The sequence below is a fragment of the Streptomyces sp. NPDC053750 genome, from assembly GCF_044544295.1.
GTDB lineage: Bacteria > Actinomycetota > Actinomycetes > Streptomycetales > Streptomycetaceae > Streptomyces.
In genome coordinates, this window is the sequence record NZ_JBITXB010000012.1 from 58,799 (window position 1) to 84,952 (window position 26,154).

Annotated in this window: 29 protein-coding genes; 13 read left to right on the forward strand and 16 right to left on the reverse strand. The window is 72.9% G+C overall.

The window, feature by feature from the left end; genetic code table 11:
• Positions 1 to 9: 9 nt before the first annotated feature.
• Positions 10 to 384 carry a cupin domain-containing protein gene (locus ACIGO6_RS29140; RefSeq protein WP_399881476.1) on the reverse strand — a complete coding sequence of 125 codons (375 nt, stop codon included), beginning with the start codon at positions 382 to 384 and terminating at the stop codon, positions 10 to 12.
• Between the two features lie 97 nt (positions 385 to 481).
• Between ACIGO6_RS29140 and ACIGO6_RS29145 the strand changes: the two genes are divergently transcribed.
• Positions 482 to 928, forward strand: a complete 447-nt coding sequence (locus ACIGO6_RS29145) for a MarR family winged helix-turn-helix transcriptional regulator (RefSeq protein WP_399881478.1) — start codon at positions 482 to 484, stop codon at positions 926 to 928.
• A gap of 148 nt (positions 929 to 1,076) precedes the next feature.
• Positions 1,077 to 1,940 carry an esterase/lipase family protein gene (locus tag ACIGO6_RS29150; RefSeq protein WP_399881480.1) on the forward strand — a complete coding sequence of 288 codons (864 nt, stop codon included), beginning with the start codon at positions 1,077 to 1,079 and terminating at the stop codon, positions 1,938 to 1,940.
• Positions 1,941 to 2,026: 86 nt separating this feature from the next.
• Here the strand turns inward: ACIGO6_RS29150 and ACIGO6_RS29155 are convergent, their stop codons facing one another.
• Positions 2,027 to 3,079, reverse strand: coding sequence for a lytic polysaccharide monooxygenase (locus ACIGO6_RS29155; protein WP_399881482.1), 1,053 nt, complete (start codon positions 3,077 to 3,079; stop codon positions 2,027 to 2,029).
• 181 nt (positions 3,080 to 3,260) lie between these two features.
• Between ACIGO6_RS29155 and ACIGO6_RS29160 the strand changes: the two genes are divergently transcribed.
• Complete coding sequence (locus ACIGO6_RS29160) at positions 3,261 to 3,710, forward strand: GNAT family N-acetyltransferase (RefSeq protein WP_399881484.1); 450 nt, start codon at positions 3,261 to 3,263, stop codon at positions 3,708 to 3,710.
• A 24-nt stretch (positions 3,711 to 3,734) separates the two neighbouring features.
• Here ACIGO6_RS29160 and ACIGO6_RS29165 read toward each other — a convergent pair whose 3' ends face one another.
• Positions 3,735 to 3,869 carry a hypothetical protein gene (locus tag ACIGO6_RS29165; protein ID WP_386287304.1) on the reverse strand — a complete coding sequence of 45 codons (135 nt, stop codon included), beginning with the start codon at positions 3,867 to 3,869 and terminating at the stop codon, positions 3,735 to 3,737.
• A 112-nt stretch (positions 3,870 to 3,981) separates the two neighbouring features.
• On the opposite strand from ACIGO6_RS29165, the gene ACIGO6_RS29170 reads away from it, so the two are divergent.
• Positions 3,982 to 4,599: a class I SAM-dependent methyltransferase gene (locus ACIGO6_RS29170; protein WP_399881486.1), complete on the forward strand. Its 618-nt coding sequence runs from the start codon at positions 3,982 to 3,984 to the stop codon at positions 4,597 to 4,599.
• Here ACIGO6_RS29170 and ACIGO6_RS29175 read toward each other — a convergent pair.
• Positions 4,596 to 5,096, reverse strand: coding sequence for a DUF402 domain-containing protein (locus ACIGO6_RS29175; RefSeq protein ID WP_399881488.1), 501 nt, complete (start codon positions 5,094 to 5,096; stop codon positions 4,596 to 4,598). The genes ACIGO6_RS29170 and ACIGO6_RS29175 overlap by 4 nt on opposite strands.
• Entirely contained in the window at positions 5,077 to 6,003 is a 927-nt protein-coding gene (locus ACIGO6_RS29180) for a GNAT family N-acetyltransferase (RefSeq protein ID WP_399881490.1), read from the reverse strand. The genes ACIGO6_RS29175 and ACIGO6_RS29180 overlap by 20 nt, the downstream gene beginning before the upstream one ends.
• 70 nt (positions 6,004 to 6,073) lie before the next feature.
• Here ACIGO6_RS29180 and ACIGO6_RS29185 point away from each other — a divergent pair, with 70 nt between their 5' ends.
• Positions 6,074 to 6,442 carry a GntR family transcriptional regulator gene (locus tag ACIGO6_RS29185; RefSeq protein WP_399881492.1) on the forward strand — a complete coding sequence of 123 codons (369 nt, stop codon included), beginning with the start codon at positions 6,074 to 6,076 and terminating at the stop codon, positions 6,440 to 6,442.
• An 81-nt stretch (positions 6,443 to 6,523) separates the two neighbouring features.
• On the opposite strand, the gene ACIGO6_RS29190 is transcribed toward ACIGO6_RS29185, so the two are convergent.
• The 5 genes from ACIGO6_RS29190 to ACIGO6_RS29210 form a co-directional block, all read right to left on the reverse strand.
• Complete coding sequence (locus ACIGO6_RS29190) at positions 6,524 to 7,291, reverse strand: DUF72 domain-containing protein (protein ID WP_399881494.1); 768 nt, start codon at positions 7,289 to 7,291, stop codon at positions 6,524 to 6,526.
• A gap of 36 nt (positions 7,292 to 7,327) precedes the next feature.
• A complete protein-coding gene (locus ACIGO6_RS29195) occupies positions 7,328 to 8,437 on the reverse strand; it encodes a DUF5925 domain-containing protein (protein ID WP_399881496.1) in 1,110 nt (369 codons plus the stop codon).
• A gap of 109 nt (positions 8,438 to 8,546) precedes the next feature.
• Positions 8,547 to 9,383, reverse strand: a complete 837-nt coding sequence (locus ACIGO6_RS29200; RefSeq protein WP_399881498.1) for a polysaccharide deacetylase family protein — start codon at positions 9,381 to 9,383, stop codon at positions 8,547 to 8,549.
• Positions 9,376 to 10,377: a glycosyltransferase family 2 protein gene (locus tag ACIGO6_RS29205; RefSeq protein WP_399881500.1), complete on the reverse strand. Its 1,002-nt coding sequence runs from the start codon at positions 10,375 to 10,377 to the stop codon at positions 9,376 to 9,378. The genes ACIGO6_RS29200 and ACIGO6_RS29205 overlap by 8 nt, the downstream gene beginning before the upstream one ends.
• Positions 10,374 to 11,243, reverse strand: coding sequence for a glycosyltransferase family 2 protein (locus tag ACIGO6_RS29210; RefSeq protein WP_399881502.1), 870 nt, complete (start codon positions 11,241 to 11,243; stop codon positions 10,374 to 10,376). Before ACIGO6_RS29210 ends, ACIGO6_RS29205 begins: the two co-directional genes overlap by 4 nt.
• A 619-nt stretch (positions 11,244 to 11,862) precedes the next feature.
• On the opposite strand from ACIGO6_RS29210, the gene ACIGO6_RS29215 reads away from it, so the two are divergent.
• The gene (locus ACIGO6_RS29215; RefSeq protein ID WP_399881504.1) at positions 11,863 to 12,669 is read left to right on the forward strand and encodes an SGNH/GDSL hydrolase family protein; all 807 of its coding nucleotides are present in this window, start codon (positions 11,863 to 11,865) and stop codon (positions 12,667 to 12,669) included.
• On the opposite strand, the gene ACIGO6_RS29220 is transcribed toward ACIGO6_RS29215, so the two are convergent.
• A complete protein-coding gene (locus tag ACIGO6_RS29220; RefSeq protein WP_399881506.1) occupies positions 12,639 to 14,294 on the reverse strand; it encodes a protein kinase in 1,656 nt (551 codons plus the stop codon). The two genes, ACIGO6_RS29215 and ACIGO6_RS29220, sit on opposite strands and share 31 nt — an antisense overlap.
• 239 nt (positions 14,295 to 14,533) lie before the next feature.
• On the opposite strand from ACIGO6_RS29220, the gene ACIGO6_RS29225 reads away from it, so the two are divergent.
• The 3 genes from ACIGO6_RS29225 to ACIGO6_RS29235 all read left to right on the forward strand — a co-directional run bounded on the left by ACIGO6_RS29225 (position 14,534) and on the right by ACIGO6_RS29235 (position 16,273).
• Positions 14,534 to 15,076, forward strand: coding sequence for a sigma-70 family RNA polymerase sigma factor (locus tag ACIGO6_RS29225; protein ID WP_399881508.1), 543 nt, complete (start codon positions 14,534 to 14,536; stop codon positions 15,074 to 15,076).
• Positions 15,073 to 15,888, forward strand: a complete 816-nt coding sequence (locus tag ACIGO6_RS29230) for an anti-sigma factor domain-containing protein (RefSeq protein WP_399881510.1) — start codon at positions 15,073 to 15,075, stop codon at positions 15,886 to 15,888. Before ACIGO6_RS29225 ends, ACIGO6_RS29230 begins: the two co-directional genes overlap by 4 nt.
• 115 nt (positions 15,889 to 16,003) lie before the next feature.
• Positions 16,004 to 16,273 (forward strand): hypothetical protein, encoded by a 270-nt coding sequence (locus ACIGO6_RS29235; protein ID WP_055416136.1) that lies wholly within the window; start codon positions 16,004 to 16,006, stop codon positions 16,271 to 16,273.
• Between the two features lie 210 nt (positions 16,274 to 16,483).
• Here the strand turns inward: ACIGO6_RS29235 and ACIGO6_RS29240 are convergent, their stop codons facing one another.
• Both ACIGO6_RS29240 and ACIGO6_RS29245 read right to left on the reverse strand, forming a co-directional pair.
• The gene (locus ACIGO6_RS29240) at positions 16,484 to 17,278 is read right to left on the reverse strand and encodes an ABC transporter permease (protein ID WP_399881512.1); all 795 of its coding nucleotides are present in this window, start codon (positions 17,276 to 17,278) and stop codon (positions 16,484 to 16,486) included.
• Entirely contained in the window at positions 17,275 to 18,222 is a 948-nt protein-coding gene (locus ACIGO6_RS29245; RefSeq protein WP_399881514.1) for an ATP-binding cassette domain-containing protein, read from the reverse strand. The genes ACIGO6_RS29240 and ACIGO6_RS29245 overlap by 4 nt, the downstream gene beginning before the upstream one ends.
• A gap of 62 nt (positions 18,223 to 18,284) precedes the next feature.
• Here ACIGO6_RS29245 and ACIGO6_RS29250 point away from each other — a divergent pair, with 62 nt between their 5' ends.
• Complete coding sequence (locus ACIGO6_RS29250) at positions 18,285 to 18,989, forward strand: TetR/AcrR family transcriptional regulator C-terminal domain-containing protein (protein WP_399881516.1); 705 nt, start codon at positions 18,285 to 18,287, stop codon at positions 18,987 to 18,989.
• 41 nt (positions 18,990 to 19,030) lie between these two features.
• Here ACIGO6_RS29250 and ACIGO6_RS29255 read toward each other — a convergent pair whose 3' ends face one another.
• From ACIGO6_RS29255 to hmgA, 3 genes are read right to left on the reverse strand one after another with little or no spacing between them, the layout of a single operon-like run.
• Positions 19,031 to 20,200, reverse strand: coding sequence for a type ISP restriction/modification enzyme (locus ACIGO6_RS29255; RefSeq protein WP_399881518.1), 1,170 nt, complete (start codon positions 20,198 to 20,200; stop codon positions 19,031 to 19,033).
• A gap of 22 nt (positions 20,201 to 20,222) precedes the next feature.
• Entirely contained in the window at positions 20,223 to 20,972 is a 750-nt protein-coding gene (locus ACIGO6_RS29260; protein WP_399881520.1) for a GntR family transcriptional regulator, read from the reverse strand.
• Positions 20,973 to 20,999: 27 nt separating this feature from the next.
• Entirely contained in the window at positions 21,000 to 22,316 is a 1,317-nt protein-coding gene (gene hmgA / locus ACIGO6_RS29265; RefSeq protein ID WP_399881522.1) for a homogentisate 1,2-dioxygenase, read from the reverse strand.
• Between the two features lie 158 nt (positions 22,317 to 22,474).
• Between hmgA and ACIGO6_RS29270 the strand changes: the two genes are divergently transcribed.
• From ACIGO6_RS29270 to ACIGO6_RS29280, 3 genes are all read left to right on the forward strand, one after another.
• Positions 22,475 to 23,035: a hypothetical protein gene (locus tag ACIGO6_RS29270; protein WP_399881524.1), complete on the forward strand. Its 561-nt coding sequence runs from the start codon at positions 22,475 to 22,477 to the stop codon at positions 23,033 to 23,035.
• 109 nt (positions 23,036 to 23,144) lie between these two features.
• A complete protein-coding gene (locus ACIGO6_RS29275; protein WP_399881526.1) occupies positions 23,145 to 23,762 on the forward strand; it encodes a TetR family transcriptional regulator in 618 nt (205 codons plus the stop codon).
• A 129-nt stretch (positions 23,763 to 23,891) separates the two neighbouring features.
• Positions 23,892 to 26,135, forward strand: a complete 2,244-nt coding sequence (locus ACIGO6_RS29280; RefSeq protein WP_399881528.1) for a molybdopterin oxidoreductase family protein — start codon at positions 23,892 to 23,894, stop codon at positions 26,133 to 26,135.
• Positions 26,136 to 26,154 lie beyond the last annotated feature (19 nt).

A 26,154-nucleotide genomic window follows, 5' to 3' on the forward strand; every position in this document is an offset into this window, starting at 1 on the left:
CCCCGCGGGTCAGTTGGCCCACGGGGGAGTGATCCGGGTGCCGTCGGCCAGCTCCGCCGTCAGACCGACCGAGGTGGTGACCCAGGAGGTCGCGGTCCGGTCGGTGGGGTTCTCGACGGCAAAGGCGGCGCCGGCGTTGATGATCACCGTGTCCCCCGCGGTGACGCGCTCGGTGCGGCCGTCGAGGGTGACCAGCAGCTCGCCGGTGAGCAGGTGGAAGATCTCCTCGCGGCTGACGGTGTGCGCGGGGGTCTTCGTCCCCCCGGGGATCTCGCCCCGCCAGGCGCAGAGCTCCCTGCTGCCGGTGCGGGGAGCGGCGTACGAGACGAAACGGGTGCCGTGGATCTCGTGGGTGGTGCCTTCGGACGAGCGGACTACGGGCATGACTGTCCCCCAATACCTATGGTCAAGCAGCTTGACTAAATTCCCGTCCCATGGTCAAGCTGCTTGACCAAAACGTCAAGAGTGTTTCAATGCCACCGTGCAGAACTCCGACGCCATGGCCCTGACGGCCGGCCTCCTCGCTGCGGCCGGCGGTCTCACGCAGCGCATCCACGAGGGTGTCGTCGCCCGAGGCTTCGAGGGGGTACGCCCCGCGCACGGTTTCGCCTTCACCCGGCTCGCCCCGGACGGTGCGACGGTCACCGACCTCGCCGTGCACCTCGGGATGACCAAGCAGGCCGCGAGCCAGTTGGTCGAGGAGCTGGACCGCAAGGGATACGTCGAACGCCGGCCGCATCCCGCCGACGCGCGCGCCCGGCTGGTCGTACTGACCGAGGCGGGGTGGGCCTGTACGCGGGCCGCGGAGGAGGCGGCGGCGGAGGCCGTGGGTGCCTGGGTCGACGTGCTCGGCGAGGACGGGGTGCGTGCGCTGGCCGACGGTCTGCTGCGGGTGGCGCCGGGTGGGCCGATCCGGCCCGCCTGGTGACGTCGGTTAGCGCTGGAAGTTTTTACTGACGCGTAACTTCACACTTGCACTACTCGACCGTAACTTGACGAGTGAACAGCATCCTCGTGATCCGGATCACAGGGCGTCCTGCCATCGCAACTCCCTTGAGCCGCAAGGAGATCACCCGATGCTGCCCTGGAAACGCGTGCTCAGACCGCTGACCGCGCTGCTGCTGACCGCCGCGGTCGCCCTGGCCCCCGCCACCACCGCCCACGCCACCGAGGCTCGGCCAGGGGCCGGCTGGAACGACTACTCCTGCAAGCCCTCCGCCGCCCACCCCCGCCCCGTCGTCCTGGTCCACGGCACCTTCGGGAACTCCGTCGACAACTGGCTGGGCCTCGCGCCCCATCTGAAGAACCGCGGCTACTGCGTCTTCTCCCTCGACTACGGGCAGTTGCCCGGCGTCCCGTTCTTCCACGGCCTCGGCCCGGTCGAGAAGTCGGCGGAAGAACTGGCCGCCCACGTCGACAAGGTGCTCACCGCGACCGGCGCCGCCGAGACCGACATCGTCGGCCACTCGCAGGGCGGCATGATGCCTCGCTACTACCTGAAGTTCCTCGGCGGTGCCGCCAAGGTGAACGCCCTGGTCGGCATCGCACCCAGCAACCACGGCACCACGCTCTTGGGCCTCACGAAGCTGCTGCCGTACTTCCCCGGCGTCGAGGACCTGCTGAACGAGCACACCCCCGCCCTCGCCGACCAGGTCGTCGGCTCCGACGTCCTCACCAAGCTGAACGAGGGTGGCGACACCGTGCCCGGCGTCCGCTACACCGTCCTCGCCACCCGGTACGACGAGGTGGTCACGCCGTACCGCAGCCAGTACCTGAGCGGGCCCGGCGTGCGCAACGTCCTGTTGCAGGACCTGTGCCCGCTCGACCTGTCCGAGCACCTGGCGATCGGGCTCTTCGACCGGATCGCCTTCCACGAGGTGGCGAACGCCCTGGACCCGGCGCACGCCACGCCCACCACCTGCGCCTCGGTCTTCGACTGACCCCCTGGTGTCCGGTCCGGCACGCCACGCGGGGCCCGTCCGGCCTGAGCCGCCGGACGGGCCCCGCGTCCCCCCGTTTCCCGGGGTCAGCCGCTGTGCCGGCCCCCGGTGGCGGCCCGTCGGCGGACCGACGCGAACAGGACGCCCGCGCCGAGCGCCAGGGCGGCGGCGCCACCGACGGCGATGTAGGGCGTGGTGCTGTCCCCGCCGGTCTCGGCGAGGTTCTCGCCCGCGCCGGCGGCCTTGACCTGGTTCGGCTCACCGGCGGCGGCCTCGGCGGCCTCGGCGGCGTCGTCCGGCGCCTCGTCCGGGGCCTCGGCCGGGGCCGCCGGGTCGGTCGGGTCCGTGGTCGTCTCGGCGTCCTGGTCGCCGTGGCCGTGGTGCTCGATCGTCGACTTGTCGGCCGCGGCCGCGATCTGCTCCTCGGTCGGGGCGGAGGCCGAGGGGGCCGGGGCGGCACCGCCCGCCGACTGGCTTTCCACGCCGCCGCTGCCGCCGCCGAAGGAGATGTCCGAGCAGGAGTAGAAGGCCTCCGGGCTGTCCGAGCGCTGCCAGACCGCGTACAGCATGTGCTTGCCCGAGCGCTCGGGCAGCGTGCCGGAGAAGGTGTAGAACCCGCCCGAGGCGGCCGGGTCGGTGACCGTCGCCACCGGGTTGGCCAGGTCGAGGTCGCCCCAGCCCAGCGGTCCCGCCGGGTCGAAGCCGGGCTTGGTGACGTACACCTTGAAGGTGCCCTTGTGCGGGGCCGTCACGCGGTACTTGAAGGTGTACGAGCCGCTGCTCACGCTGGTCGCGGGCCAGTCGGCACGGACCAGGTCCATCCCCGCGAACTGCGGGTCGTTCGCGCTGCACAGCTTGCCGTCCGGGATCAGCTCCTGGTGCTTCCCGGCGGCGTTGCCGATGCGGATGCCGTTCCAGTCGTAGAGCGCCTGCGTGCCGCCGGCCGCGACCGCCGCCTTGCACGCGGCGGACTTCGGACTCTCGGGACCCTCCGCGTAACACTGCGACACCCGGCTGACCGGGTCGCCCATCGACCCGTGCGCGGCGGCGGGCGGGGCGGCCAGCGTGGTCAGGGCGAGCGGGGCGAGGCCTGCGGCGGCGACGACGGCGACCCTGCGGGGCGCGGACAGTGCGGGCATGGGGAACTCCTCGAACGGTCACTGGGAACTGGGCTGGAAACCTGGGCCGGAACCCGTGGGGTTGATCAGCAAGCTAGCCCCAAGAAACCGTGGAATCGCCTGTTGGAGGCGGGTGACGGAGATCCTTATGGTCGCGTTAAGGGAGTGCTCAGGCTGTCCTGAGGTAACTACCGTTCGGGGCATGACGCACGAGGAGATCAGGCCGGCCACCGCCGGCGACGCATCCGCGGTGAGGGCCGTCACGGACGCCGCGTACCGCCCCTACATCGAGCGCATCGGGGTGGTGCCGCAGCCCATGGAGGCGGACCACGCGGCGAACGTGGCCGCGGGCCGGGTGTTCGTGCTGGGTGAGCCCGTCGTGGGGCTCGTGGTCCTGGAGGAGTGCCCGGACCATCTGTTCCTCGACAGCATCGCCGTCCACCCCGACGCGCACGGTACGGGCGTGGGGCGGCGGCTGCTGCGGTTCGTGGACGCACGCGCGCGTGCGCTGGGCCTGCCCGAGGTCAGGCTCTACACGAACGCCAAGATGTGGGAGAACCAGAAGATCTACCCGAAGTACGGGTACGAGGTCGTGGAGCGCCGGGTGGACGGACCCTACGACCGCATCCACTACCGTAAGCGGCTGCTCTGACGCGTCTCATCCCGATCGCCCCGGTCAGCTGTCCGGCCACCACGTGCGGGCGATGTCCTTGCGGACCTCCGGTCGTCCCGAGGGGCGCTCGTCCGCCTCCTCGCGGACTCGACGGGCGTCGGTCTTCTTCAGGGGCTTCTGCACGGTCAGACGGCGCATGGCTGCCTCCTTACGGATCCACCGGGTTCCGCGTTCTCACGGAGGTAGACCCCTTCCCCGAGAGTTACTCATCGATGCGTGGCTGTCAGTGGCGAGTGTCACTCTTGGGAACGTGATGAACGACAGTGACGGAACGACCGCGTTGAGTATCGACTGGGACGTGATGGCCGCCACCTTCGACGACGAGCCGGACCACGGCCTGCGCGACCCTGTTGTCCGCCGGGCCTGGACCGCCCGGTTGCGGTCCTGGCTGCCCGACCGGGCCGGTGACGTCCTCGACCTCGGCTGCGGCACGGGCAGTCTGTCGCTCCTCGCCGCCGAGCAGGGACACCGCGTCACCGGCGTCGACCGGTCCCCGGCCATGGTGGAGCTGGCCCGGGGCAAACTCGCCGGTCGTGACGCGGTGTTCCTCACCGGTGACGCGGCGACGCCGCCCGTCGGCGAGCAGCGCTTCGACACCGTGCTGGCCCGGCACGTGGTGTGGACCCTGCCCGACCCCGGCCGGGCCCTGCGGCACTGGCGGGAGTTGCTGCGCCCGGGCGGCCGACTGGTCCTGGTCGAGGGCGTGTGGGGGAGCGTCACCCCGGTCGGCATACCCGCCGACCGGCTCACCGCCCTCCTCGCCCCGCTCGCCGGGAAGGTGCGGGCGGAGCGTCTGTCGGACGACCCGTCGCTGTGGGGCAAGGAGGTGGACGACGAGCGGTACGTGGTGGTCGCGGTGCCGTCCTAGGCCAGCAGGTTCGTGAAGTCGTTGCCCTGGGCCAGGCGCTCCAGTTCGTCCAGTGCGGCCACGGCGGCGGCCGCGGCTTGCGGGTCCCGCTCCGCCAGACCGCTCTCGGCGAACTCGTCCTCGTCCAGGCGTCGTACGTCCGTGCCGTCCGCGGACCGCCACAGGTCCAGGTCGAGGTCCTCGACGACCAGCTCGCCGCCGGTGAGCACGGCGGGGCGGGTGATGTCGCAGTACCAGCCCTTCAGCGCACCGGCCGCCGTGCGGACCTCCTTCACGGAGTACCAGCGGTCGCGCCAGTAGTACTCGGTGAAGACGTCACCGGCCTCGAAGCGCACGAAGCCGAAGTCGCGGACGCCGTCGCCGGCCCAGGGGGCGCGGACGGCGAGGCGGGTGCCGTCGTCGTGGAGCAGCACGCTCGCGTACCGGATCTTCGTACGTCCCGCCTTGACCAGGACGACCTCCACCCCGGTCGGTGTCTCAGCCGAGTTCGCGGACATGGCGCACCTCCGTCGCGCAGACCTCGTACCCGAGCCACTTGTTGATGGTGAGCATCGGGCCGTTGTCGGTGTCGTTGCCGGTGAAAGCCTCCGTGTACCCGGCGGCGCGGGCCCGGTGCAGGGAGTCGGTCTTGGCGAGTTTGGCCAGGCCCCGGCCGCGCTGGGCGCGGACCGTGCCCGTCATCGCGGTCGAGTACCGGGTGCCGTCGGTGTGGGCGACGCTGAAGGCGGCGGGGCGGCCGTCGACGACCGCGACCGTGGTCAGTTCACGGTTCAGCAGCGGGTGCCGCCAGGTCTCCGCGAGCCAGGCCTCGTAGTCCGTGAACTCGACGTCGACGTCGCTCGGTTCGTCCGCCACCGTCTCCGCGTCCAGCTCGAACATCGGCCGCGGGTCGTCCGCGAAGTCGGCTGCGGTGCGCAGCTCGACACCCGGGGGAAGGGGCCTCAGCGGCGGGAGCATGGCGTGGGCCAGGTCCAGCCGCAGGAAGTGCGCGGCGCGCCGCCGCTCGTAGCCGTGCCGCTCGGCGAAGGCCAGGTTGGCGGGCCCGTCCAGCACCCAGGAGTACAGCTTCGTCGCGCCCTCGCCGGTCAGGTACTCCTCGGCCGTACGCACCAGCAGTCCGCCGGCTCCGCGCCGGAACCTCTCCGGGTGGACGTAGATGTTGAGAAAGGCCTGACCCGGCTCCGGGCTGTCGTGCACCAGCCCGATCTGGGCCGTGCCGATCACCTCCCCGTCCTCCTCCGCGACCAGGGACCGGCTCCGCGCGTCCGGGTGGGTGTGGACGAGCCGGTGCACGACGGCCTCGGGGGTCCACAGGATGAACGGCACGGCGAGATGGCGGACATGGGCGAAGGCCGCGACGTCAGGCGGATCGTCGCGACGCAGGTCGCGTACAAGAACGGTCATGAGGGCGCACGCTACGGCGGAAGGGGGCCGGATGCCTCTTGTTTTCGCGGGGATACGGGACAATCACCGCGTGACCTTGAAGATCCATATCGACGACGGCACGCCGCCCTACGAGCAGGTGCGCGCGCAGATCTCCGAACAGGCGCGGTCGGGCGCGCTGCCGGTCGGCTACCGGCTGCCGACGGTGCGCGGGCTGGCCGAGTCCCTGGGGCTCGCCGCGAACACGGTCGCCAAGGCCTACCGCGCGCTGGAGGGGGACGGGGTGATCGAGACGCGGGGGCGCAACGGCACGTTCGTCGCGGCCGCGGGCTCCGCGGCGGAGCGGGAGTTGGCGTCCGCCGCGCAGGTGTACGCCGAGCGGGCCCGGCGGCTCGGGCTCACGGAGGCCGACGCCCTGAGCGCCGTGCGGGATGCCCTGCGGGCGGCTTACGGGGACTGAGCGCAGTTTTGGCGGGGCCCGGGTCCCGGCTGCGGGTTCGTTGTGGCCGGGCGCGTCCGCGCGGCGAAGCCGCACAACGTCTCAGCCCCGCGCCCCTGACGGCGTTCGGGTGACCGTCAGATGCAACGTGCGCGCCAGTCGGGCGAAGACCTGTGCGTCCCGTACGGCCGCCGCGTTCGGGTCGTTGTTGAAGTACGCGAACACGTCGTGGTCGTCCGGCCAGGTGGCGGCGATGCGGTCGACCCACGTCGCCAGGGAGCGGCGGCCGTACTGCGGCCACGCCGCGGCTCGCCCCTCGTGGAAGCGGACGTACCCCCAGTCCGCGGTGCGCCACAGTGGAGCGACCGGGCGGGCCCGGACGTCCGCCCAGCACAGGGCCGCCCCCCGGGAGGTGAGGACGTCCCGTACCTCGGGCGTCCACCAGGAATCGTGCCGGGGTTCCACCGCGACCCGTGTGCCGGGCGGGAAGCAGGCGAGGCAGGCGTCCAACAGATCCGCGTCGCCGCGCAGCGTGGGCGGCAGTTGGAGCAGGACCGGACCGAGGCGGTCGCCCAGGCCGGCCGCGTGGGTCATCAGGCGGTCGACCGGCTCCTGCGGGTCCCGCAGCCGCTTGATGTGGGTGAGGTAGCGGCTCGCCTTCACCGCGACCACGAAGTCCGCCGGCACCCGCTCCCGCCACGCCGCGAACGTCTCCCGCGTCGGCAGCCGGTAGAAGGCGTTGTTGATCTCGACCGTCGCGAAGTCGGCCGCGTACCGCTCCAGCCAGAGCCGGACGGGCAGACCGGGCGGGTAGAGGGCCTCCCGCCAGTCCCGGTACTGCCAGCCCGACGTGCCGACGAACAGGGTCATATCCCCATCAAAGCAGCTACGAGCAGATCACAGCACCTACAGGTAGAGCCCCGCCTCCGCCCCGTCCCGCGGCTGGGGCAGCGTGGTCGGCGAGGTGCCGCGGCGCAGCGCGTACAGCTCCGCCAGCGTGGCGCCCTCGCGGCCCACGGCTTCCTCCCGGCCCGCGGCGTCGGCGCCGAGCCAGTCCATCGCCTCCCGGCGGGTCAGTGGGCCGACCTCGATACGGGCGAGGCAGCGGCCGGGGCGGACGACGGCGGGGTGGAGACGCTCCAGGTCCTCGTTGGTCGTGACGCCGACCAGCACGTTCCGGCCCTGGCCCAGGAGCCCGTCGGTGAGGTTCAGCAGCCGGGAGAGTGCCTGGCCCGCCGTGTGCTTGGCCTCGCCGCGGATCAGCTCGTCGCAGTCCTCCAGCAGCAGGAGCCGCCAGCGGCCCTTGCCCGTGGCGTCCTCCTCGCCGATGGCGATGTCCATCAGATAGCCGACGTCGGAGAAGAGCCGCTCCGGGTCCAGGACGCAGTCCACCTGGCACCAGTCCCGCCAGGAGCGGGCCAGGGTGCGCAGCGCCGAGGTCTTGCCGGTGCCCGGGGGGCCGTGCAGGAGGAGCAGCCGGCCCGCGATGTCCTCGGGCGTGGTCTTCATCAGGCGGTCCATCGCGTCCGCCACCGGCGCCGTGTAGTTGGCCCGCACCTCGTCCCAGGTGCCCGCCGCGATCTGCCGGGTGGTGCGGTGCGGGCCGCGCCGTGGGGAGACGTACCAGAAGCCCATCGTGACGTTCTCCGGCTGCGGCTCGGGCTCGTCCGCCGCGCCGTCCGTCGCGTCGCCGAGCACCTTCTCGGCGAGGTCGGCGGTGGTCGCCGTGACCGTGACGTCGGCGCCCCGGCTCCAGCGCGAGATCAGCAGCGTCCAGCCCTCGCCCTCCGCCAGCGTCGCACTGCGGTCGTCGTCGCGGGCCACCCGCAGCACGCGCGCGCCGGGCGGCAGCAGCGTGGCACCGGACCGTACGCGGTCGATGTTGGCCGCGTGTGCGAACGGCTGCTCGCCCGTGGCGAAACGGCCGAGGAACAGCGCGTCGACGACATCGGAGGGGGAGTCGCTGTCGTCCACGTTGAGCCGGATCGGCAGGGCGTCGTGCGGGTTCACGGACATGCCGCCATGATCCGGCACCCGCACGCCGTGTGCACCCGGTTTCCCGGGCGCACACGACGCACACGGCGCACCCGACGCAGAGCGCACGGGACGAGGGGCGGCCGGAGATTCAGGCACCGGCCCCCGGCACCCGCCCCCGTGTCCGCACCCGCGCCTGCCGTGTCCTGCGGAGCACGGCGTACCCCTTGGTGAGGGCCCGGTCCCGGACGAAGGTACGGGCGATCGCCCGGCCCTCGACCAGCCGGGCGAACTCGTCCGGCCCCGTGCTGCGGCGCACGGTGACCCGGCGCAGGGCGTACGGCCCCTGGGCGCGGCGCGCCAGGCCGTTGCCGACGGCGAGCGCCTGCGCGTACCCCGTCTCGCGCACCGCCTGCCGCACCCGGCGGTCGGAGTAGCCGTAGGGATACGCGAACGAGGCCGGTACGGTGCCCAGCTGGTCCGCGATGATCTCCTTGCAGTGGATCAGTTCGAACCGCAGGCGCTCCCGGTCGAGCTGGTCGAGCTGTGGATGCGTGTGGCTGTGCCCGCCGATCTCCACGCCGGCGGCGGCCAGTTCGCGGACCTGGTCCCAGTCGAGCATGGTGTCCAGGGCGCCCCCGGTGTCGTACGGGCCGCGCAGCCAGCCGGTCGAGACGAACAGGGTGGCCGGGAAGCCGTGCTTGGCGAGGACGGGCAGGGCGTGCCGGTGCACGCCCTCGTAACCGTCGTCGAAGGTGATGAGGACGGGCCGCTTCGGCAGCGGGCGCCCGCCGCGCCAGGCGGCGGCCAGCTCCGCCGTGCCGATCGGGGTGCGGCCCCGGTCGGCGATCGCCGCCATCTGCTCGGCGAACGCCTCGGGGGACACCGACAGCGCGCGGGTGGCGTCGTTCGGAGCGGCCGCGACCGCGTGGTACATGAGGACCGGCACCCGCGCGTCGTACCCCTCGTGCCCGTGGGCGTCAGCCATGCGCGCCCCCCTCGACGGGCGCCACGGTGAACCTGGTGCCGCCCCGCCGCGCCCGTACGCTGCCCACCACATAGCCGCCCGCCGTCGTCAGCACCCCGGCGACGATCGCGCCCGCCCGGCCCGCGCCGCCCGGCCGGGCCAGCACGGCGTCGCGCAGACCGCGCACCACACCGGCCGGCAGCACGCGGGTGGCGTACCGGCGTTCGGACTCGAGACCCTTGGCGGCGCCGACGCTGCGCGCCACCAGGGCCTTGGACAGACCCTCGGCGTAGGCGCGGGTGCTGAAGTAGCCGAAGTGCTCGCGCGCCTCGGGCACCCGGTGGTGGATCACCGCCCGGTCGTCGATCAGGAGCACCGCGTCGGGCCGGGCGCGGGAGAGCCGGATGCACAGCTCGGTCTCCTCGCAGCCCAGCGGACGCTTGTCGCCGTCGCGTCCGATGCCGGTGGCGAAGCCCCCCGCGGCGTCGAAGGCCTCGCGCCGGAAGGAGGCGTTGCCGCCCAGCACGTTGCGCACCCGGACCCGGCCGGGCGGCAGGCCGCGGTACGTGCAGCCCACCACCCAGTCGAACTCCTCGGGGAACCAGGCCGGCCGACGCCCCGACGCCCAGATGGGCACCGTGCGCCCGCCGACGGCCATGACGCGCGGGTCGGTGTACCCCTCGGCGAAGTGCCGCAGCCAGTCGCGCTCGGCCACGGCGTCGTCGTCGAGGAAGGCGATCACCTCCCCGCGCGAGGCCGCGATGCCGGTGTTGCGGCCGGCGGACAGACCGCGGGGGCCCGCGTTGGCGAGCACCCGCACGTCCTGCTGCTCCTTGTACTCCTTCAACAGCCGGTCTCTCAGCGCCGTGTTGTGGTCGACGACCAGCAGCGTCTCCCGGGCCGGGTGGGACTGTGCCCGCACCGAGGAGACCGCCGCGAGGATGTCCTCCCAGCGGTCCTCGGTGTAGACGCAGATCACGACCGAGATCGTGAGGGAGGCGTCGGAACCGCTCAAGACGCCTTCCTCCGGACCGGGACGACCGGGCTGACCGGGGTCACCGAGGCCAGCGTCGGCGAGTGCGTACGGCTGCGCAGCGCACGCCGGTTGGACCGCTCGTCCAGGATCACTCTGAGCACCCGCAGCCCGTCCCGCACCGCCCGCAGGTTGCTGACGCCGTGGATGCGCAGGTACTCGTGGCTGGGGATCTCCTGCACCTTCAGGCCGGCCTTGACGACCCGGATGTTCATCAGGGTCTCCACCTCGAAGCCGGTGCAGTCGAGGTCGATCTTGTCCAGGCAGTGGCGCCAGAAGGCGTTGTAGCCGTAGCACAGGTCGGTGTAGCGGGCGCCGAACTTCCGGTTGACAACCGCGCACAGGGCGCGGTTGCCGAGCTTGCGGATGAAGGTCATGTCGTCGGTGCCGCCGCCGTTGGCGAAGCGGGAGCCCTTGGCGAAGTCCGCGCCGGACACCAGGGCGGAGACGTACGACACGATCTCCTGGCCGTCGGCCGAACCGTCGGCGTCGACCATCACGATGATGTCCCCGGTGCACGCCTTGAAGCCGGTGATCAGCGCGTCTCCCTTGCCCTTGCCGCGCTGCTCGACGACCTTGACGTCCGGCCACAGCTCCCGGGCGACCTCGACGGTGTTGTCGGTGGAGTTGCCGTCCACGAGGACGACCTCGTGGATCCAGTCGGGCAGCGTCTTGAAGACGTAGGGAAGGTTCTCCGCCTCGTTCATGGCGGGTATCACCACGCTCACCGGCGGCGCTATCGCCAGGTGCGAGGAGACGGGCCGGTACTTCTCGGCCGACGACGGGTCGGATGACGGGTCGGACGACGGATCGCTGCCCGTCGACGCCGGCTGCAGAACTGAGCTCATGAGTCTGGTCCCTCTCGTCCGGCGGACCGCCCGCCCCAGGGGCGGTCCGGCTCTGTATCCGGTTCGAAAGGGGGGTTCTCACCCACGGCGCGACGGGTTGTGTCTCCGTGCGTGCCCGGTGAGCTGGCAAAGCCTGTCGGCGCCGGAAGGAAACGGCAACCGACCGCGCGGCACGGCCCGGTCACCGATGCGGTCACCGAGCACGGCACCCCCCTACCGCGCGTCCCGCCCCGGTCCGCCGCGGCCTCGAGCCCTCCCCTGAGCCGCTTGCCGACGTACCGATGCGGGAGATGTATGACGGTATTGACGATTGAACCCGTATGGCAAGACCTGGAGTCAGGTCTCACGTTTTTGTTGGTTTGCCGTCATCCGTTCTTCTTGAAGGGGCTTGTGCCGCGGTGTCGGTCCCCCGGACCGTTCCGCTTTGCCCCCCGAAGCCCAAGATGCCGGGCCTCAATGTGACGCAGCTCGCCTTGGACCGTCAAGACGGCACTGGTGTTCCCAGCGGTTTTCGTCCGATTTTGAACGACCGTCAGCCAAATCTTGGCATGGACACTTCCTGTCAACACGCGTAGCTGCTACCACGGTTGACGCAGAGATCCTGCTAAAGGGAGGTTCCATGAGACGTTCCCGACTTGTCGGCTTCCTGAGTTCACTCCTCCTCGCCGCCGGCACCGCCCTCACCGGGGCCGCGACCGCACAGGCCGCCCAACCCGTCGCGTCCGGCGGCTACGTGGCGCTCGGCGACTCCTACTCCTCCGGTGTCGGAGCGGGCAGCTACATCGGCTCCAGCGGCGACTGCAAGCGCAGCACGAAGGCCCACCCGTACCTGTGGGCCGCCGCCCATTCACCCTCGACGTTCGACTTCACCGCCTGTTCCGGCGCCCGTACGGGTGATGTTCTCGCCGGACAGCTCGGCCCGCTCAACTCCTCCACCGGCCTGGTCTCGATCAGCGTCGGCGGCAACGACGCGGGCTTCGCCGACGTCATGACGACCTGTGTGCTCCAGTCCGACAGCGCCTGCCTGTCGCGGATCGCCACCGCGAAGGCGTACGTCGACTCGACGCTGCCCGGCAACCTCGACAGCGTCTACTCGGCGATCCGCACCAGGGCGCCGGGCGCCCACGTCGTCGTCATCGGCTACCCGCGCTTCTACCGGCTCGGCACCTCCTGCGTCGGCCTCTCCGAGACCAAGCGGAAGGCGATCAACGACGCGTCCGACCACCTCAACACCGCGATCGCCAAGCGCGCCGCCGACCACGGTTTCACCTTCGGCGACGTGCGTTCCCCCTTCACCGGCCACGAGATCTGCTCCGGCAGCTCCTGGCTGCACAGCGTGAACTGGCTCAACATCGGCGAGTCGTACCACCCGACCGCGGCCGGCCAGTCCGGCGGCTACCTGCCGGTCCTCAACAGCGCAGCCTGACCCGAAGCGGAAGGAGAAGAGGAAGGAGAAGGAGAAGAGGTGTGGGAGGAGGCCCCGCCCGTCGGGGTCTCCGTCCCCGACCCGGCCTCGCAGGACACGGAGAACGCCACCGCGTTGGACGTGGCCTCCACCGGGGCCCGCACCTCCACGCGCACGGTGCCGGCGAACGTGCCGTTGTCGCCGTTCGTCGTCACCACGACGGTGTCCTTCGCCGAGCGGTCACCGTCGGCGGGGAAGGACAGCGTCCGCCAGCCGGGGTCGGAGACCGACCCGTCCTCCGACACCCAGCGGTAGCCGACCTGCGCGGGCAGTCGCCCCACGGTGAACGTCGCGGTGAAGGCGGGCGCCCGGTCGTGCGGCGGGGGACAGGGCCCCGTGTAATCGGTGTGCGAGCCCGCCACGGACACCTTCACCGACTGCGGCGGCGGACTGCTCCCCGGGCTGTGGCCGTCGGAGGAGGCCGACGGGCTCGGTTCCTCACTGCGCCCGGTCCGGCTCGGTGCGGCGGAACTCGCCCCCGGGCCCGCGCTCCCGCCCGAACCCTCCGTGCCGCCACCGCCGTCCGAGCGGTTCAGCAGCGCGTACGTCAGTCCGGCCAGCGCCAGCGCGAGCGCGGCCAGCCCCAGGACCAGCACGGCCCGCGCGCGCCGGTCCCGGGTGCCGGGTGCGGGCCCGGTCGTGACCGTCGTCGCGGGCCCGGGCACCGGGGGTGTCGGCGAGGCCGCCGGCCCGGGGTGGCCCGCGACCGTCGGGGCGTACGCGCCGGCCGCACGGGATGTGTCCCCCGCAGCGGGGCTGCCGCCGGCCCCCACGAGCCGCAGCTCCCGCTCGGCCCGTTCGGCCGGCAGCCGCTCGGCCGGATCCTTGCGCAGCAGACCCTCGATCACGGGCGCGAGCGCACCGGCCCGGTGCGGCGGCGGCAACTCCTCGTCGACGATCGCCCGCAGGGTGCTGAGCGGCGTGTCCTGACGGAACGGCGAGGCGCCCTCGACCGCCGCGTACAGCAGTACGCCCAGGGACCACAGGTCGGACTCGGGGCCGGGCGTGCGGCCCAGCGCCCGTTCCGGGGCGAGGAACTCGGGCGAGCCGACGACCTCGCCGGTCATGGTGAGCGCGGAGCTGCCCTCGACCCTGGCGATCCCGAAGTCGGTGAGCACCACCCGGCCGTCGTTCGCCAGCAGGACGTTGGCCGGCTTCACGTCCCGGTGCAGCACCCCGGCCGCGTGCGCGGCCCGCAGGGCGGCCAGCACTTCGGCGCCGATGTGCGCGGCGCGCCGTGGTGCGAGCGGGCCCTCGGCCTCCAGCAGATCGGCCAGCGACAGTCCCCGGACCAGCTCCATCACGATCCAGGGCCGGTCGCCGTCGGTGGCCACGTCGTACACCGTGACCACGTTGGGGTGGGCGACCCGGGCGGCGGCCCACGCCTCGTGCTCCAGCCGGGCGTACATCCGTTGCACGTCGGCGTCCGGCAGCCCGGCGGGCGCGCGCACCTCCTTGACGGCGACCTCACGGTGCAGCACCTCGTCGCGGGCGCGCCACACCGTGCCCATGCCACCCTCGCCGAGAGGGGACAGCAGACGGTAGCGGCCGGCGAGCACACGCTCATTGCCGGGTTCCTCGAACACCGGCGCCCCCTTTGGGCCTGTCCGACAATTCCCGCCTGCCGGGCGGCGGTCACCTCATTCCTCCCCAAAGTAGCTCAGCCGAGAGCGAATGCCGCCCCCTGAACAGCAATCCGGACCCGAGGAACCGGCCGACCCGCGTTTTCCGCCCGCCGATCCGTAAGTCCTCCCGAGGGCGGGCCGTCGCGCGCGCCCGGCGGTGACGTCGACGGGCCGGGCGCGGCCCGCGGAAGGGGGACCGGGTGGAGGTGGACGAGCTGCTGATGCTCGTGGCGGACGGCGACCAGCAGGCCTTCGAGGAGCTGTACGGGCTGGTGTCCGGCCCGGTGTTCGGACTCGTGCGGCGCGTGGTGCGCGACCCCGCCCAGTCGGAGGAGGTGGCGCAGGAGGTGCTGCTCGAACTCTGGCGGTCCGCCGCCCGGTTCGACCCGCGCCGGGGAAGCGCCCTGTCCTGGATCCTCACCGTCGCCCACCGCCGCGCCGTCGACCGGGTGCGCAGCGCCCGTGCGGCCGGCGAACGCGAGCAGCGCGAGGCCCGGCGCGCCCACCACCCCGCCTTCGACCAGGTCGCGGAGGAGGTCGAGGCCGGTCTCGAACGCGAGTGGGTGCGCCGCTGCCTGGACCGGCTGACCGCCCTGCAGCGCCAGTCGGTCACCCTCGCCTACTACGACGGCTACACCTACCGGGAGGTGGCCGAGCGCCTCTCCCTCCCGCTGGGCACGGTCAAGACACGGATGAGGGACGGACTCAACCGCCTGCGCGACTGCCTGGGAGATGCCGCATGAGCCCCTTCGGCCGGCTGCCGCGCCGCGGCGACCTCCACTCGCTCGCCGCCCCCTACGCCCTGGACGCCCTCGACGGCGCCGAACGGGTCCGCTTCGAGCGGCACCTGGCGCGGTGCGAGGGCTGCGCCGCCGAGGTGCGGGCGCTGTCCGAGGACGCCGTCCGGCTGGCCTGGTCCACGGCCGCCCCGGCGCCGGCCGCCCTGCGCGAGCGCGTCCTGGCCGCCGTACGCACCACACCGCAGGAGCCGGTGCCCGGGCGCGGGCCCGTGCGGCGGCTGCCGGCCCATGTGTGGGGCGGCGTGCAGTCGCCGCCGGAGCGCTCCCGCGCTTCCCGGCCGCGCCCCCTGTACGTGCCGTTCGCCACCGCGACCGCCGCCGCGGCCCTCGTGGTCGCCTCGCTCTTCGCCGTGCAGGCGAACCGGATGCGGGACGAACTGGACACCGCGCGGGACCGGGCACGTGAGATCGCCCACGTTCTCGCCGCTCCGGACGCCCGTGCGACGAGCGGCGAGGACGACCGGGGGCGCGGCATCGGAGTGGTCGCTTCCGTATCCGAGGGGCGCGCGGTCGTCACCCTGAGCGGGTACGGCGAGCCGGCCGGCGACCGCGTGCACCAACTGTGGCTCGTGCGCCCCGGCGCCGGGCCGCGCTCCCTCGGGCTCTTCGACGGCGACACGCCCCTGATCGCCTCCGGTCTGAACCCCTCGGCGGCGTCACTGGCGGTGACGGTCGAGCCCGGCGGGGGATCGGCCCGCCCGACGAGCAGGCCGGTTGTCCAACTCTCCCTGGAATCTGTTGGATTCGGAGAGTAATCGTCAACACCCTTACGGGGAAGGTGAATCCTGTGACCGCGATACACGCATGCCGTACCGGGGCGATAGGGTTACCCTGCCCGGGCCGGGTGGACTCGTACGGGTGGGGAGTGACATGGAACAGATAACAGTGCGCAGCAGGGCAAGGGTTCCTGCGATCACCTGCGGGAGCAGCGCGACCAGCTCTCGTCTCGACCGCCATCTCGCGGTGCTCGGAGGGCCTGCCCTCCCGCAGCGGGAGACGGTGGAGGCGACGTCGCTGATGCGTGAGCTGACCGCGCGTGAGCCCGCGCACAAGCGCAGCAGCAGGGGCGCCAGGGTGCGCCGGGTCTCGCTGTTCGCGCCGCTGCGCCGACTGCGCCGCTCGCTGTTCGGCGGCAACTGAGGCCCGCGCCCCGGCGGTCACACCGTCCCGGCGCGGCGCCGCGCACTCGTCCGTCATCCCCACGGCACGCAGCGGCGCCCCGGTGTGCCCCCGAGCGCGGGTATTCCCCGCACACCGTCTCCGTACGGCCGTCCTCGTACCCCTGTCTACGCGCGTCCCCCCGCGCCCCGTCCCGCCCTCCCCACCCGGCGGTGACGCCTTCGGGCCCGCTCAGCGCTCCCCGTGCGCGTACCGGCGTACCGCGAGCGGGACGAACACCGCCAGCAGTACCGCGCACCAGGCCAGCGACCCCGCGACGGGATGCGCCACCGGCCAGGCGGCCCCTTCCGGCACGGGTGCGTTGCCGAAGAGGTCCCGCAGCGCCGTGGACACCGCGCTGATCGGATTCCACTCGGCGACCGTGCGCAGCCAGCCCGGCATCCCCTCGGTCGGGATGTACGCGTTGGACAGCAGCGGCAGGATGAAGGTCGCGCCGCCCAGTTGACCGGCGGCCTCCTCATTCCGGGTGAGCAGTCCCAGGAAGATGCCGATCCACGTCGTCGCGAACCGGAACAGCAGCAACAGCCCCACGGCACCCACCGCGCCGAGCACGCCACCCTCCACCCGCCAGCCCACCGCGAGCCCGACCAGAAGGAAGGGCACCGTCCCGGCGGCGGTGACGAGCACATCCGCGACCGCCTGTCCGAGCGGCACCGCCGCCCGGCTCACCGGCAGGGTGCGCAGGCGGTCCGTCACGCCCCGGTGTGTGTCCTGCGCGGCCTGGAACATGCCCGTCATCAGGCCGTTCGCGGCCGTCGCCACCAGCAGGCCCGGCACCAGGAACGACCGGTACTCGGCGCCGGGCATCGCCAGCGCGCTGCCGAAGACGTAGCCGAAGAACAGCAGCATGGTGACCGGCATGGTCTGGGTGAGGATCAGCAGCCCCGGGTTGTTCCGCATCCGGCGCAGCTGGCGCCCCAGCATCGCGGTGCCGTCGTGGGCCAGGTCGTAGGCCACCGTGCTCATGCCACAAGCTCCTTGTTGTCACCGGTGAGGCGGAGGAAGACGTCGTCGAGGGTCGGCGGGCGCAGGCTCGCGTCCACCAGGTGCACGCCGGCCGCGTCGAGTTCGCGCACCAGGCGCGGGAGGGTCAGGGTCGGGTCCGTGCTCACCGCGCCGACGGCGCGGCGCTCGTGGTCGAGCGTCGGCTCGGCGCCGGTGAGCCGGTCGAGGACCGCCGCCGCCCGCGCCATGGCGTCCGCGTCCGCGACGACGGCCTCCGCGTGCGCCCCGACCAGCGCCTTGAGCTCGGCCGGCGATCCCGTGTGCGCGACCCGGCCCCGGTCCACCAGGGCGATGTCGTCGGCGAGGCGGTCGGCCTCCTCCAGGTACTGCGTGGTGAGCAGCACGGTGGTGCCGTCCTCCTTCAGGGCGCGCACGGCGTCCCAGATCTGGTTCCGGCTGGCCGGGTCGAGTCCGGTCGTCGGCTCGTCCAGGAACAGCACCTCGGGCCGGCGGATCAGGCTCGCCGCCAGGTCGAGACGCCGCCGCATGCCGCCCGACAGGGTGGACGCGGGCCGGTCGGCGGCGTCGGTCAGCGCGAAGCGGTCGAGCAGCTCGGCGGCGCGCGCCGAGGCGTCCCGCACCCGGTGCAGCCGGGCGAACAGCCGCAGGTTCTGGCGCCCGGTGAGGTCCCCGTCCACCGACGCGTACTGCCCCGTGACACCGATCCGGCGCCGGACGGCGGCGGCCTCGCGGACGAGGTCGTGCCCTGCGACCCGTGCCGAACCCGCGTCCGGCCGCAGCAACGTGGTCAGCAGGCGCACCGCCGTGGTCTTGCCCGCCCCGTTGGGCCCGAGCAGCCCGCACACCGTGCCCTCGGCCACCGCCAGATCCAGCCCGCGCAGCGCGTGCACCTCGCCGAAGCGCTTCTCCAGACCCTCACTAAGTACTGCGTACGTAGTAGTCATGGGTCGACCATAGCGCACTACGTACGCTGTACGTAACTAGGATGGTGGCCGAGGTGATGACGATGGCGGGCCGAGCGGCCGTACCCGAAGTGATCTGGGCGCGCCCCGAGCGCACCGGCCGGGGGCCGAAGCCGGCGTACACCCGCGCCGACATCGCCGCCGCCGCGGTGCGGATCGCGGACGCCGAGGGCCTGGACGCGGTCTCGATGCGCCGCGTCGCCGGCGAGCTGGGCTGCGGGACCATGTCGCTCTACAACTACGTCCCCCGCAAGGAGGACCTGTACGAGCTGATGATGGACGCCGTCAGCGGAGAGCACGAGCTGTGGGAGCCGAGCGGCGACTGGCGCGCCGACATGATCCGGGTCGCCCACCGGACCCGTGCGCTGATGCACCGCCACACCTGGCTGCCCCGTCTGATGTCCCCGGTCTACGGATTCAGCCCCAACGCCCTGCGCTTCCTGGAGCACTGCCTGGCCTGCCTCGACTCCTTCGAGGCGCCCTACGGCACGAAGATGGAGCTGATCGCGATGGTGAACGGGGTCGTCACGACCTACGTCGCCAATGAACTCGCCACCGCCGAACGCACCCGCTCGCTGCCCTGGTCCCAGGAGCAGGAGAACGCGGCGCGGATCGGCTACCTGGGCCGGCAGATCGCGAGCGGCGCCTATCCGCGGCTGGCGGCGTCCTTCGCGGAGGACGCCGGCCCGATCGACCTGGAGGCGGTCTTCGAGCGGGCGCTGACGCGGGTGCTGAACGGATTCGCCTGAGCCGACACGCCCGAGCCGACACGCCTGGGAAGTCCAGGGCCCTACAGCAGCGCCAACTGCCCCTCGGGACCTTCCTCCTGCCCGTCCAGGACGGAGGCCGGTCCCCGGGCCGCCGAAGGCACCGGCAGTACGCCCGCCTCCCGCAGCTCGGTCGCCGTGATCTCAGCCGTCACCGCCGTCCCCGCCGACTCCCTCCACTGCGGCCGGAGTTCGGCGAGCAGGGCGAGGACGGTGATCAGTTCCAGCAGCTCCGACGTCCACGTCTGCGGCCAGCCGGCCGGGCGGATCGCCGCCAGCGTGCCCGGCCCGCCCTCGGAGGTGCGGGCCGCGAACCACTGCTCCAGCACCCGGACCCCGCCCACCTCGAAGTCCCAGGCGCCCGGCGGCACGGGGGAGACGCGCCCCTCGTCGAGGAGGAGCGCCTCCTCGTCCCGGTCGTAGCGCAGGGTCAGCGGGCGCGGCGGCAGCGGGGCGCGGACGTAGGGGCGGCGGCCGCCGGGCAGCTTGGGGCGCTCACCGTCGCGGCGCATCAGCCACAGGGCACGCCGGCCCAGCTCGACGCCGTGCTCCCACTGGGCCGGGTCCGCGGTGAGCGGGACCACGGAGCCGGGCCGCACGGCCGTCACCGCCCAGGCCAGCACGTCCACCGGGTCGGGACGGCGCCCGAGCCGGGCGGCCAGATGATCGAGGAGACCGGGGGCCAGGTTGGGCTCCGCGCCGCCGGGACGCCGGTACAGCGGGCGGACCCGGGCGCCGCCGATGAACGGCAGCCGCGAGGTCGCCAGAAGCAGGGGAGGGCCGGCGGCGTCGGGCGCCTCCACCACGAAGACCTGCCGTTCGTCCGCCACCCGCCACAGCTCCGGACGGGCCGCGTCGATCAGCCGATGGTCGGGAATCAGCCACTGCTCGTCGAAGGGCGCGCGCAGCACGCGGACCGGCTCCGGGCACGGGCCCGAGGTGCGCACCAGCCGCTCCGTGCCGCCGGATCCGCCCGGCAGCTGCCCGACCGCCGTGTGGAGCGTGCGCGAGCGGGTCGGTTCGAACAGGGCCTCGCGATCGGGTCCCTCGGCCTTCACCAGGGTGTCCCAGCGGGTCTTCAGGGATGCCGCGTCGGGGGCCGTCGGCCACCCCCGGCCGAGCCGCGGCGGTGCGACGGACCACGGCATGAGGTCCGCCAGCGGCGGAGCGTCGTCGTGCGTCACGCTGGGCATCGTACGACGGCCCGCCGCGGCCTCAGGTGGCATCCAGGGTGACCGTGAAGGAGAAACGGTCACCCCGGTAGTGGATGACCGCCACGTCCAGCACCCGCCCCGCCGGGTCGTAGGTGATGCCCGTGTAGTGCAGGATCGGGCTGAGCAGCGGGACCTGGAGCAGCCGCGCCGTCTCCGGGTCGGCGAGCCGGGCCTCCACGGTGTCCGTGATCCGGCTGATGTCCATGCCCACCACGTCCCGCAGCACCTTGGTCATCGGCCAGCGGGCCAGGTCGTCCACGTCGATCCGGGCGGCGACCTCGGGACGGACGTAGTTGCGGGCGTGGTTGGTGGGTTCGCCCGTCTTCTCGTCGCAGCGCAGCCGGTGGTACGTCGCCACCTCCGCGAACTCCGGGAAGTACTCGGCGAGTCCGGGCGGCACCGGGCCGGTCCCGTGGTCCAGCAGCTCGGCCTTCATGCCGGACTGCTGGGCCACGATCGCGTCCACCGAGCCCAGCAGCCGCACCGGGGAACCACGCCGGGCGTCCGGCTCGATGAACGTGCCGCGTCGGCGATGGCGGGTGATCAGCCCCTCGTCCTCCAGCTCCTTCAGCGCCTGCCGCATGGTCAGCACGCTCACCCCGTAGTGGCCGGCCAACTGCTCCTCCGTGGGCAGGCGCAGCGGGTCCCTGGGCGAGCGGCCGAGTATCGACGCGCGCAGCGACTGCGACACCTGGTACCAGAGCGGCAGCTTGCGGTTCAGGACGATGGAGTCCGGGGCGAAGGAGGTCACGGGGCCATCCGTACCGGTCGGGAATGCTCAGTGCAAGGGGCGGAAGTGACGCTGCAGGCCCTGCCAGACGTCGTCGTAGCCCTGCTGCAGGTGTTCGGCGCGGGCCGCCTGGGGCGTGAGGGTCACCGGCCACCGCGTCTCGAACATGAAGGCCAGCCCGTCCTCGATCCGCTGGGGCTTCAGCTCGGCGGCGCTCGCCCGGTCGAAGGTCTCCCGGTCCGGGCCGTGCGCCGACATCATGTTGTGCAGCGAGCCGCCGCCGGGCACGAAGCCCTCGGCCTTGGCGTCGTAGGCGCCCTCGATCAGGCCCATGTACTCGCTCATCACGTTCCGGTGGAAGTACGGCGGCCGGAAGGTGTCCTCGCCCACCAGCCAGCGCGGCGCGAAGACCACGAAGTCGACGCCCGCGAGGCCGGGGGTGTCCGACGGGGAGGTCAGCACCGTGAAGATCGACGGGTCCGGGTGGTCGTAGGAGATGGTGCCGAGGACATTGAATCGGCGCAGGTCGTAGAGGTACGGCACATGGTTGCCGTGCCAGGCGACCACGTCGAGCGGGGAGTGGTCGTACACGGCCGTCCAGAGGTTGCCGCAGAACTTGTTGACCACCTCGACCGGGCCCTCGGTGTCCTCGTAGGCCGCGACCGGTGCCAGGAAGTCCCGGGCGTTGGCCAGCCCGTTGGCGCCGATCGGGCCGAGGTCGGGGAGGCGGAAGGGGGCGCCGTAGTTCTCGCAGACGTAGCCGCGGGCGTCCGCGTCGAGGAGTTCGACGCGGAAGCGGACGCCGCGCGGGATCAGCGCCACATGGCCCGGCTCGGCGTGCAGCAGCCCGAACTCCGTGCGCAGCAGCAGGCCGCCGCGCTCCGGGATGATCAGCAACTCGCCGTCGGCGTCGCTGAAGACGCGCTCCATGGAGGCCGTGGCGTGGTACAGGTGCACGGCCATGCCACTGCGCTGGGTGACGTCGCCGTTGCCGCCGAGCGTCCACAGGCCCGCGACGAAGTCCGTCCCGGCCTCGGGCTCGGGCAGCGGGTTCCACCGGAGCCGGTTCGGGTCCGGCACGGCCTGGGTGAAGGGCGCCGTGCGGATCGCGCCGTTGGCCGTGCGGGTGAACGCCGGGTGGGCGGCCGAGGGGCGGATCCGGTACAGCCACGAGCGCCGGTTCTCCGCCCTCGGCTCCGTGAACGCCGTGCCGCTCAGCTGCTCCGCGTACAGGCCCAGCGGCGCCCGCTGCGGCGAGTTGCGGCCCTCGGGCAGTGCGCCCGGAACGGCCTGCGAGCTGTGCTCGTTGCCGAAGCCGGACAGGTAGGCCAGCCCCTCCGCGGTCTTCCGCGCGTCCCCGCTCATTGATCGCTCCCTCGCAACCCGATTCCCACCCGATTCCTATGGGACACCGTAGGATTGCGGTTTCGCGCGCGCAAGAGGTCGGTCATCCCCCGGGAGGATGACCGGAACCAGACCCCCGGGGGATCCGGACTGTCGGACCCGTGTTCTAGTCTCGCGTCATGTCGTGGACGCGGGGAGTGCTCGCCGCGCTCGCGGTCTGTGTCCTGCTGCTGACCGGACCCGCGGGCTGCGGCTCCAGTGACGGGGGTGAACCGGAGGCCGGGGATTCGGCCACGCCGGTGGGAAGGCTGCTCGACGACACCGACGAGGAGGGCCGGCGCTACCGGGAGGTGGACGCCGAGCGGGCGCCCGAGGTCGGGATCGAGGTGCAGCCCGAGGCCGACGACGGCTGGGACGTCCGTCTGACCGTCCGCGACTTCCGCTTCTCGCCGTCCGACGCGGAGGCGAAGGCGGTGGCCGGCCGCGGCGTCGCCCACCTCTTCCTCGACGGCGACCTCGTCACCCGCCTGCACGGCCCGGAGTACCGCCTCCCCGCCGGCCTCGTGCCGCGCGGCACGCACCAGGTCACGGTCCGCCTGTACGCCGACGACGGCACCGTCTGGGCCGTGGACGGCGAGCCCGTCGAGAGCACGGCGGACCTCACGGCGTCCGACCCGGAGCCGACGGGGACCGCGGAGCCGGGGGAGATCGCGCAGCAGGGCGAGGTCGCCGAGCCGTGAGGTGCCGCGAAGGGGCGGGAACCCCGGCCCATGGGCGCCCGGTGAGTCGATCCGCCCCCCGTTCCCGTACTCGAGGTCACAGTTCACCGGACGGCGGCGGGAGGGCATCATGAGCACCGTGTCCCACGCGACCTCGCTCCGCCGTGCCCCCGTGCAGCGGCGCAGTGCCGAACGACTGACCAGGATCCTCGACGCCTGCGCCGACCTCCTCGACGAGGTCGGCTACGACGCCCTGAGCACCCGGGCCGTGGCCCTGCGCGCGGACGTCCCCATCGGGTCGGTGTACCGCTTCTTCGGCAACAAGCGGCAGATGGCCGACGCGCTGGCCCAGCGCAACCTGGAGCGCTACGCGGAGCGCGTGACCGAGCGGCTGACCGAGGCGGGCGACGGGGGCTGGCGCGGGGCGCTGGACGCGGTGCTCGACGAGTACCTGGCCATGAAGCGGACCGCGGCCGGCTTCTCCCTGATCGACTTCGGCAACCAGATCCCGGTCGGCGGCCGTCACGTCGTGCCCAACCACCGCGTCGCCGACCGGCTCACCGAGTTGATCTGCGGCTACCTCGGCCGCCGTCCCGACGACGACCTCCGCCGCGCCTTCCTCGTAGCCGTGGAGACCGCCGACACCCTCGTGCAGCTCGCCTTCCGGGTCGCGCCGGACGGTGACGAAAGGATCATCGAGGAGGCCCGTGAGTTGTTGCGGGCGTATCTGGGGCGGGTGCTGGACTGACGGGGCGGGCCGGTGCGGTCCGCTGCCGTACGGCCCGTCCGCAGGGGCTCCCCAACATGCCTACCGGTCGGTATGCTCGCCGCGAGGTTCCACGTCCGTGCGTCACCGCCGCCGCCTCCGGGAGGACCCGTGTCCCGCACCGCCCTGCGTATCTGCCCCTTGTGCGAGGCCACCTGCGGCCTGACCCTCACCCTCGAGGGCGCCACGGTCACCGCCGCCCGCGGCGATCGCGACGACGTCTTCAGCCGCGGGTTCATCTGCCCCAAGGGCGCCTCCTTCGGTGCCGTCGACTCCGACCCCGACCGGCTGCGCGGCCCCTTGGTGCGCAGGGACGGCGAGCTGCGCGAGGCGACCTGGCAGGAGGCGTTCGACGCGGTCGCCACGGGCATCCGGCCGGTCGTGGAGCAGTACGGGCCACACGCCGTCGGCGTCGTGCTCGGCAACCCCAACGTGCACACCATGGCCGGCGCGCTCTACCCGAACGTCCTGCTCGGCGCCCTCGGCACCCGGAGCCTCTTCACGGCGTCGACGGTCGACCAGATGCCCAAGCACGTCTCCAGCGGACTCCTCTTCGGTGACGCGAACGCCATCCCCGTGCCCGACCTCGACCGCACCGACCACCTGCTCCTCATCGGCGCCAACCCGCTGGAGTCCAACGGCAGCCTGTGCACCGCACCCGACTTCCCCGGCCGCCTCAAGGCCCTCAGGGCCCGCGGCGGCACCCTCACCGTCATCGACCCGCGCCGCACCCGCACGGCCAAGCTCGCCGACCGGCACGTGGCGATCTGCCCCGGCACCGACGCGCTGCTGCTGGCCGCGATGGCCCACGTACTCTTCGAAGAGGACCTGGTGGACCTCGGCGCGCTCGCCCCGCACGTCGAAGGGGTCACGGAACTCGCCGACGCCGTACGCGACTTCACCCCGGAGTCCGTCGCCGCCGCCTGCGACGTGGACGCGGGCGTGACGCGCGCCCTCGCCCGCGAACTCGCCGCCGCTCCCACCGCCGCCGTCTACGGCCGCATCGGCAGCTGCACCGTCCCGCACGGCACCCTCGCCAGCTGGCTCGTGGACGTCCTCAACATCCTCACCGGCAACCTCGACCGCCCCGGCGGTGCTCTCTTCCCCCAGGCGGCCACCGACAGGACGCCCCGCCCCGCCGGGCCCGGCCGCGGCTTCGCGCTGGGCCGCTGGCGCTCCCGGGTGAGCGGGCATCCCGAGGCCAAGGGGGAACTGCCCCTGTCCGCCCTCGCCGAGGAGATCGACACCGCCACCGCCGAGGGGGCGCCGGTGCGCGCGCTGATCACCGTCGCCGCCAACCCCGTCCTGTCCGCGCCCGACGGCGACCGGCTCGACAAGGCGCTGGGCTCGCTCGACTTCATGGTGAGCGTCGACCCGTACCTCAACGAGACCTCGCGCCACGCCCACGTCGTCCTGCCGCCGCCCCCGCCGGCCCAGAGCCCGCACCACGACTTCGCCTTCAACACCCTCGCCGTGCGCAACCAGGTCCGCTACACCCGGCCCGCCGTCCCCCTGGAGCCCGGCCGCATGGCCGAGACCGAGATCCTGGCCCGCCTGACCCTGGCCGCCACCGGCATGCACGGCGCCGACCCGGCCGCGGTCGACGCCATGGTGATCGAGCAGACCCTCGGCAAGGCGGTGCGGGACCCGCACTCACCCGTGCACGGCCGCGACCCGGGCGAACTGACCGCACGGCTCACCGGCGACAACGGCCCCGAGCGACGGCTCGACATGATGCTGCGCCTCGGCCCCTACGGCGACGGCTTCGGCGTACGACCCGACGGGCTGACCCTGGAGCGGTTGCTCGCGCACCCGCACGGCATCGACCTCGGCCCGCTGCGCCCGCGCCTGCCGCAGCCGCTGAGGACCCGCAGCGGAAAGGTGGAGCTGCTGCCGGGGCCGATCGCCGACGACCTGCCGCGCCTGAGGCAGGCCCTGGCCGAGCGCCCCGACGGACTCGTCCTCGTCGGCCGCCGCCACCTGCGGTCCAACAACAGCTGGATGCACAATGTCCCGGCGCTCACCGGCGGCTCCAACCGCTGCACCCTGCACCTCCACCCCGACGACGCCGAACGGCTCGGCGTGCGAAGCGGGGAACCCGTGCGCGTCAAGGGCGCCGGGGGAGAGGTGACCGCCCCCGCCGAGGTCACCGACGCCGTCCGGCCCGGTGTGGTCAGCCTCCCGCACGGCTGGGGCCACGACCGGCCCGGCACCCGCCTCACCCACGCCGCCACCGACCCCGGTGTCAACGTCAACCAGCTGCTGGACGGCACCCTGCTGGACCCGCTCTCGGGCAACGCGGTCCTCAACGGCGTACCCGTAAAGCTCAGGCCTTTGACCGGCGCAAAGCTGTGACCTGGAGTTTTGCGCTTAT